Raw genomic sequence first — 7,625 nt, 5'->3', positions numbered from 1 at the left:
GGGGGGGGGGGGGGGCCGGTCGCGCAGTTCCCCGCGCCCCTTGAAAGCCCCGGGGGCGACCCATGCCGGTAAGGGGCGCGGGGAACTGCGCGAGAAGCCCCACGGACCCGCACCCGCCGACGAACCCCGCACCCCCGCCCCATCAGGCGCCCCACTGACCGATCGTCACCTAGTCGTACGACACGCCCAGTCACGACCGACGCACGGTTCTTGTGGGGCCCTGAACCCCCGCGTACCGTCTGTGGCCGCACATCGGACGTGGGACGTCCGATGTCCCACCACCCCCAGACGGATGAAGGGCTGGCCGCACCGTGCCGTCGATTCTTCGCGCACGTCTCAGATCCCCCCGCAGATCTCCCCTCAGCTCATCCCTCACCGCCCTGCTCACCACCACCGCCCTCCTCACCCTCGCCCACCCCGCCGGGGCCGAGCCCCGTTCGGCTCCCGCCGCCGAGTTCGAGCAACAGGTCCTCTTCAAGGCCTCCCAGGACCCCGGCTACGCCTGCTTCCGCATCCCGGCGGTCGTCCGGACGACCGCCGGAACCCTGCTCGCCTTCGCCGAGGGCCGCGTCCTGAACTGCGGTGACGCGGCGGACATCGACCTCGTCGTCAAGCGCTCCACGGACGGCGGCCGCACCTGGGGCCCGCTGCGGGTGGTCAACGAGGGCCGGGGCGACACCCACGGCAACCCCGCCCCCGTCGTCGACCACAGAACCGGCCGGATCCTGCTGGCGGAGACGTACAACACGGGCCGCCTGGACAGCGCCGGCTGCGACGTCCCCTGCGACCGCACACCGCATCTGCAGTACAGCGACGACGACGGGCTGACCTGGTCCGAGCCGCGCGGCCTGAGCGAACAGATCCGCCCGGCCGGCTGGAACTCCTGGTACGCCACCGGCCCCGTGCACGGCGTCCAGCTCACCCGGGGCCGCCACGCGGGCCGGCTCGTGTTCGGCGTCAACGCCGAGAGCTGGGCGGACGGCCGGGTCACCGCCAACCACGCGGCGCTTGTGACCAGCGACGACGGCGGGGAGAACTGGCGGCTCGGCGCCACGGACACCTGGCCGATCGCGGCCGACGGCACCTTCCGCCAGAAGCCGTCGGAGGTGACGCTCGCCGAGCGCGCGGACGGTTCGCTGCTGGTCAGCGGCCGCGAGCAGGACGGCATGGACCTGGGCCACCGCAGCCAGACGGTCAGCCGGGACGGCGGCACCACCTTCGCCGCGCCCTTCCGCGCGCTCCCGGACCTCTACACGCCCCAGGTGCAGGGTTCCCTGCTGCGCCTCGGCGACCGCATGCTGCTGGCCGGACCGGCCGATCCCGACCGCCGCCGCACGATGGCGATCCGCTCCTCGTACGACGGCGGACGCACCTGGGAGAGCGTGGACCGGGGCACGGTCGTCACCACGGACTGGTCCGGCTACTCGGACCTGGTCCGGATCGACGGCGGCCGGGCCGGCAACGACGTGGTGGGGCTGCTGTACGAGGGCGGCGCGGTCGACGCCCGGGACGAGATCCGCTTCGCCCGGTTCACGGAGGACTGGCTGAAGCCGCGCCGCGGCCCGGACCCGACGACGCCCGACAGGGCGCCCGGCGGCCGGCCGGCGGCCGTGCTCGGTGGCGCCCGGCCCACGGACGGCGTGGCCGGCGGCGCGCTCGAGTTCGACGGCGCCGACGACGCCGTACGGCTGCCGTACCGGTCCCGACTCCCGCTCGGGAACCGGGACTTCACCGCCTCGCTCTGGTTCCGCTACTCGGCGACCGCCGGGGAGCAGCCGCTGCTGTGGATGGGCGGGGTCGGCACCACGCAGCCCCAGGTGTGGCTGCGCGGGGAGCCGGCGTCCGGGCGGCTGACGGGGCTGATCACCGTGCGGGACGGGGCCTCGCCGCCCCGGACCGCCTCCGTGCGGTCCACCCACGCGTACAACGACGGGGAGTGGCACCGGCTCGTGCTGCGGCGAGGTGGGGGGCAGCTCACCCTCTTCGTCGACGGCACCGCGTTCAGTACCGCCGACGTGTCCGGATCGGTCAGCCGGAACTCGCCGTTCGGGGTGCACATCGGCCAACGGGTCGACAGCCGGGCCCACTTCACGGGCGCGATCGACGACGTACGGGTGTACGACCGGGCGTTGAGCGACGCGGAAGTGGCCGGGCCCGTCCCGCAGGACGCCGCGGTGCGGGGCGAGATCCTGCGACTGCCCATGGACCGGGTGGACGCGGGCAACTAACGTCCCTTCCGTGCCCGACGACGCGCGCGTGCGACAGCGGACGGGGGCCGGACCGGTCCTGATCCTGGCCCTGGTCCTGGCCCTCGCCGCCGTACTGCTCACCGCCCTCCCGGACGACGACCGGGAGGGCGGCGTCGCCTGCACCGCGCGTACGGTGCGGGACTGGGACCCGGATGCCGCCCTGACCGGCGAGTTCGCCCGGTACGGCGACGACGCGACCCGTACCGACGACTGGACGGGCGGCGACGGCACGCACTCGGTGCGGCTCCCGGACGGCCGGGTGCTGTGGCTGTTCTCGGACACCTATCTCGGTCAGGTGTTCCCGCCGCCCAACCCCGCTGGCGAATCGGTCACCTGGCGGGACGTCTCGACCCCCCTGGTGCGCAACTCGGCCGTGGTGATGTCCCCTTCGGGCCGTCTCGAAGCGACGCTCCCGGCGCCCGTGTTCCCGGACCCGGGCCCGCAGCGGTGGCGCTGGCCGGTGGCCGCCCGGGTCGAGCCCCGCTCCCCCGGCTCGGCCGAGAAGGTCGTACGGGTGCTGCTGTGGACCCGTACGGCGGGCCGGTCGCCGTGGATCTACGGGGTGCCCACCGCGACCGAGGTCGCCACCCTGTCGCTGCCCGGTCTGCGGCTGGAGGGGATCACGACGGTGCTGGACCAGGGGGCGGTCGCCGATCCGGCGCGGCGGGTGCTCTTCGGGACGACGGCCGTGGACGCGGGCGACTGGACGTACGTCTTCGGCGGCACCGACGCCCAGGCCGCCTCCCGGCCGACCTCCCACGCCTATGTGGCGCGGGTGCCGCGCGGCAGGCTCGGGGAGCCGGGGGCGTGGGAGTACTGGGACGGTTCGCGGTGGGCGGTGCGGGGGCGTCCGGGGGCGGTGCTCGGGAACGGGGACGACAAGGGGGTGGGCAGTGCCTTCACGGTCGTCCGGGACGGGCGGACCTATGTGCTGCTCACCATGGCGGCCGGGACGGCGGGGCTGACGACCGTGACCGCGTACTGGGCGTGCTCCCCCACCGGGCCCTGGCACGGGCCCACCAAGGGGTTCAGTCCCCCGCTGCCGAAGAGCGGTGTCGCGGCGTACAACCCGCAGGCGCACCGGGCGGTCGGCGACAACGGGCGGCTGGTGCTCAGCTACGACGTCAACTGGCTGGACGCCGACGCGGCGGCGGCGCAGCTGAACATCACGCGGAACGTGTCCCTGTACCGACCGAGGTTCGTATCGCTTCGTCTCGCTGCTCCGTGACCTCCTGCTCCTCCACCGGGTCGTGGGCGCGGCGCTTGGCGATGACCGCGCAGACCATGAGCTGCATCTGGTGGAAGAGCATCAGCGGCAGGACGGCGAGGGAGGCCTCCGGGCCGAACAGGACGCTCGCCATGGGCAGTCCGGAGGCGAGGGACTTCTTGGAGCCGGCGAACTGGATGGCGATCCGGTCCGCGCGGTCGAAGCGCAGGGCCTTGGCGCCGTACCAGGTGAGCAGCAGCATCACCGCCAGCAGGACCGCCTCGACGGCGAGGAGCCCGGCGAGGCGCAGCGGGCTGACCTGGCTCCAGATCCCGCGCACCATGCCCTCGCTGAAGGCGACGTAGACGACGAGGAGGATGGAGCCCCGGTCGACGAGGCCGAGGATCCGTTTGTGCCGGGTGACGAAGCCGCCGATCCAGCGGCGGGCGAGCTGTCCCGCGACGAACGGCACCAGCAGCTGGAGCACGATCTTCAGCAGTGAGTCCGCTGAGAAGCCTCCCGCGCTGCCGCCCAGCAGGCTCGCCGCGAGGAGCGGGGTGATGACGATGCCCGCGAGGGAGGAGAAGGAACCCGCGCAGATCGCGGCGGGCACGTTGCCCCGGGCCATCGAGGTGAAGGCGATCGAGGACTGGATGGTCGACGGGACGAGGGTGAGGAAGAGCAGCCCGGTGTAGAGGGAGGGGCTCAGGAACACCGGTTCGAGGCCGCGGGCCGCCAGGCCCAGCACGGGGAAGATGACGAACGTGCAGGCCAGGACAGTGAGGTGGAGCCGCCAGTGCTTGAGGCCGTCGAGGGCCTCGCGGGTGGAGAGCCGGGCGCCGTAGAGGAAGAAGAGGAAGGCGATCGCGACCGTGGACGCCCCGGAGGCGACCTCGGCGGCCCCACCCCGCGCCGGGAGGAGCGCCGCGACGCCCACCGTCCCCAGCAACAGCAGGATGTACGGGTCGATCGGCATCCAACTCGGCCGCTTCAGGCGTTTCACGGTGCTCCACGTGCTGTCGATGCGGGTGTGTCGGGGGCCGGAAGGGCCCCCTCCATCGTCCCCTCCCAGCCCTTGATCGGGAATCCTTCATACCGCTCTGACTGCCATCGCGTTCCACGATAAGCGGGTAGGGTGGCGAGCGTGTACGACCCCTCCCAGCTGCGCACCTTCCTCGCCGTGGCCCAGACGCTGAGCTTCACCCAGGCCGCCCGGCGGCTGGGGCTGCGGCAGTCCACGGTCAGCCAGCATGTGCGCCGGCTGGAGGACGCGGCCGGGCGGCAGCTGTTCTCCCGGGACACGCACTCGGTGGAGCTGACGGAGGACGGCGAGGCGATGCTCGGCTTCGCCCGGCGGCTGCTGGAGGTGCACGAGCAGGCGACGGCGTTCTTCACCGGGACGCGGCTGCGCGGACGGCTGCGGTTCGGCGCCTCGGAGGACTTCGTGCTGACCCGGCTCCCGGAGATCCTGGAGGCCTTCCGGCACGACCATCCCGAGGTGGACCTGGAGCTCACCGTCGAGCTGTCGGGCACGCTGCACGAGCGGCTCACGGCGGGCAAGCTCGACCTGGTGCTGGCCAAGCGCCGCCCGGAGGACCCCCGCGGCGAACCCGTCTGGACGGACCGCCTGGTGTGGATCGGCGCGGAGCGGCTCCGCCTCGACGCCGACCGCCCCGTCCCGCTGATCGTCTACCCGCCGCCGGGCATCACCCGCGCCCTGGCCCTGGAGGCGCTGGAGCGCGAGGGCCGTGCCTGGCGGATCGCCTGCACCAGCGGCAGCCTCAACGGCCTCATCGCCGCCGCCCGCGCGGGCCTCGGCGTGATGGCGCACTCCCGTCGCCTGGTGCCGCCCGGTCTGGTCCGCGTCCCGGAGCGGGCCGGCCTGCCGGAACTCGGCGAGGTCGACTTCGTCCTCGTCCACGGCCGGCGCCCCGGAGCGGCGACGAGCGCGGCGGACGCCCTCGCGGCGGCCATCCTCTCCGGCGGCGACCGGCTCCACGGCCGCGCGCGGACCTGAACGGACCTGAACGGACCTGAATGGACGGGAGCGGACCTGAATGGACGGGAGCGGACCTGAGCGGTGCTCGCGTTTCCCCAGGCCAGACCGTGTTCCCGGGGACGCGCACCGTGACCGGAGCGTGCGGGTTCGGTGGAGATTACGGTCCCGAAACTTACTGACGCGTCAGGAATTGTGCCGGAGACCTCCCCATCTGCGGGTGTTTTCCGGCACCGCCCCTCGCCGCGCCTCCCAATGCGCCCCCTCCACAACCCTCCCGCCCGTTCCCCCGGTGAGGTAGCTTTCACGCGCTGTGCGGAGCGCCACGAGGAGCGGGTTTGCGCGAGTTCACCAACCCCCCGTTGGCGTCGGCGCCGCCGGTGGGCGGTCTGGCCGACGTCGTCTTCGAGTACGCCCAGGAGGACCCGACGTACATCGCGCTCGGCCGCAAGGACGAGCGCGGCGAGTGGCGCGACGTGACCTCGGCCGAGTTCCGCGACGAGGTCCTCGCACTGGCGAAGGGCCTGCTGGCGCAGGGCATCCGCTTCGGCGACCGGGTCGCCATCATGTGCCGTACGCGCTACGAGTGGACCCTCTTCGACTACGCGCTGTGGACCGTCGGCGCCCAGGTCGTCCCCGTCTACCCGACCTCCTCCGCCGAGCAGGTCTTCTGGATGCTGTACGACTCCCAGTGCACGGCGGCCATGGTCGAGCACGAGGACCACGCGATGACCATCGCCACGGTCATCGACCGGCTCCCGCAGCTGCGCAGGCTCTGGCAGCTGGACGTGGGCGCGGTGCAGGAGCTGTACGAGTCGGGGGCGCACCTCGACGACGAGGTGGTGCACCGGCACCGGCGCGCGGTGACCCCCGAGTCGATCGCGACGATCATCTACACGTCCGGCACGACGGGCCGCCCCAAGGGCTGTGTCATCTCGCACGCCAACTTCATGGTCGAGGCGGACACGGTCATCGAGCGCTGGGCGCCGCTGTTCAAGTCCCGCAAGGGCGACGAGGCGGCGACCCTGCTGTTCCTGCCGCTCGCGCATGTCTTCGGCCGGATGGTGCAGGTAGCGGGCATCCGGGGGAAGGTGAAGTTCGGCCATCAGCCGCAGCTCAACGCGGCCGTCCTGCTGCCCGACCTCGCCGCCTTCAGGCCGACGTTCTTCCTCGCCGTGCCGTACATCTTCGAGAAGGTCTTCAACGCGAGCCGGCGCAAGGCCGAACGCGAGGGCAAGGCCGGACCGTTCGAGAAGGCCGTCGAGGTCGCCGTGAAGTACGCGGACGCGATGGAGGCGCGGGCCTGGGGCATCGGACCGGGCCCGTCGGCGGGGCTGCGGATGCAGCACCAGTTCTTCGACAAGGTGGTCTACGGCAAGATCCGGGAGGCCATGGGCGGCCGGATCAAGTACGCGATGTCCGGCGGCTCGGCTATGGACCGCCGGCTCGGCCTGTTCTTCGCGGGCGCGGGCGTCCACATCTTCGAGGGGTACGGCCTGACGGAGTGCACGGCGGCCGCGACCGCCAACCCGCCGGAGCGCACCCGGTACGGCACCGTCGGCCAGGCCATCCCCGGCATGACGGTGCACATCGCGGACGACGGCGAGATCTGGCTGCGCGGCCCCAATGTCTTCCAGGGCTACCTCAACAACCAGAAGGCCACCGACGAGACCCTGCACGACGGCTGGCTCGCCACCGGGGACCTGGGCTCCCTCGACGAGGACGGCTATCTCACCATCACCGGGCGGAAGAAGGAGATCCTGGTGACCTCGGGCGGCAAGAGCGTCTCGCCCGCGATCCTGGAGGAGCGGGTGCGCGACCATCCGCTGGTGGCCCAGTGCATCGTCGTCGGCAACGACCGCCCGTACATCGCCGCCCTGGTCACCCTGGACGGGGAGGCCGTCGAGCACTGGCTGCAGATGCACCACAAGGCGAAGCTGTCGGCGGCCGAGCTGGTGCGCGACCCGGAGCTGGAGACCGAGGTGCGGCGGGCGGTGGTCGCCGCCAACACCCTGGTCTCGCAGGCCGAGTCGATCCGTACGTTCCGCATCCTCGCGCACCAGTTCACCGAGGAGCACGGTCTGTTGACGCCGTCGCTGAAGCTGAAGCGCAAGGCGATCGAGAAGGCGTACGCCACCGAGGTGGAGGCGCTGTACCGGGCGTGAACCCCCAA

5 protein-coding genes are annotated in these 7,625 nt (G+C 72.5%); 4 read left to right on the top strand and 1 reads right to left on the bottom strand.

The features are described from left to right. Positions 1–311: 311 nt before the first annotated feature. Both PUR53_RS25495 and PUR53_RS25490 read left to right on the top strand, forming a co-directional pair. Positions 312–2,228 (top strand): sialidase family protein, encoded by a 1,917-nt coding sequence (locus PUR53_RS25495; protein ID WP_329895135.1) that lies wholly within the window; start codon positions 312–314, stop codon positions 2,226–2,228. 10 nt (positions 2,229–2,238) lie between these two features. Beyond that, positions 2,239–3,477, top strand: coding sequence for a hypothetical protein (locus tag PUR53_RS25490; protein ID WP_329895134.1), 1,239 nt, complete (start codon positions 2,239–2,241; stop codon positions 3,475–3,477). On the opposite strand, the gene PUR53_RS25485 is transcribed toward PUR53_RS25490, so the two are convergent. Next, positions 3,416–4,459, bottom strand: a complete 1,044-nt coding sequence (locus PUR53_RS25485; RefSeq protein WP_329895133.1) for a bile acid:sodium symporter family protein — start codon at positions 4,457–4,459, stop codon at positions 3,416–3,418. The two genes, PUR53_RS25490 and PUR53_RS25485, sit on opposite strands and share 62 nt — an antisense overlap. Before the next feature lie 141 nt (positions 4,460–4,600). Here PUR53_RS25485 and PUR53_RS25480 point away from each other — a divergent pair, with 141 nt between their 5' ends. Together PUR53_RS25480 and PUR53_RS25475 are read left to right on the top strand one after the other, a co-directional pair. After that, the gene (locus PUR53_RS25480) at positions 4,601–5,473 is read left to right on the top strand and encodes a LysR substrate-binding domain-containing protein (protein WP_329895132.1); all 873 of its coding nucleotides are present in this window, start codon (positions 4,601–4,603) and stop codon (positions 5,471–5,473) included. Positions 5,474–5,790: 317 nt separating this feature from the next. Then, positions 5,791–7,617: an AMP-dependent synthetase/ligase gene (locus PUR53_RS25475; protein ID WP_329895131.1), complete on the top strand. Its 1,827-nt coding sequence runs from the start codon at positions 5,791–5,793 to the stop codon at positions 7,615–7,617. Positions 7,618–7,625 lie beyond the last annotated feature (8 nt).

It is taken from the genome of Streptomyces sp. SP18BB07 (assembly GCF_036322545.1).
Taxonomy (GTDB): Bacteria; Actinomycetota; Actinomycetes; order Streptomycetales; family Streptomycetaceae; genus Streptomyces; species Streptomyces deccanensis.
This window is presented reverse-complemented; position numbering and strand designations above follow the sequence as displayed.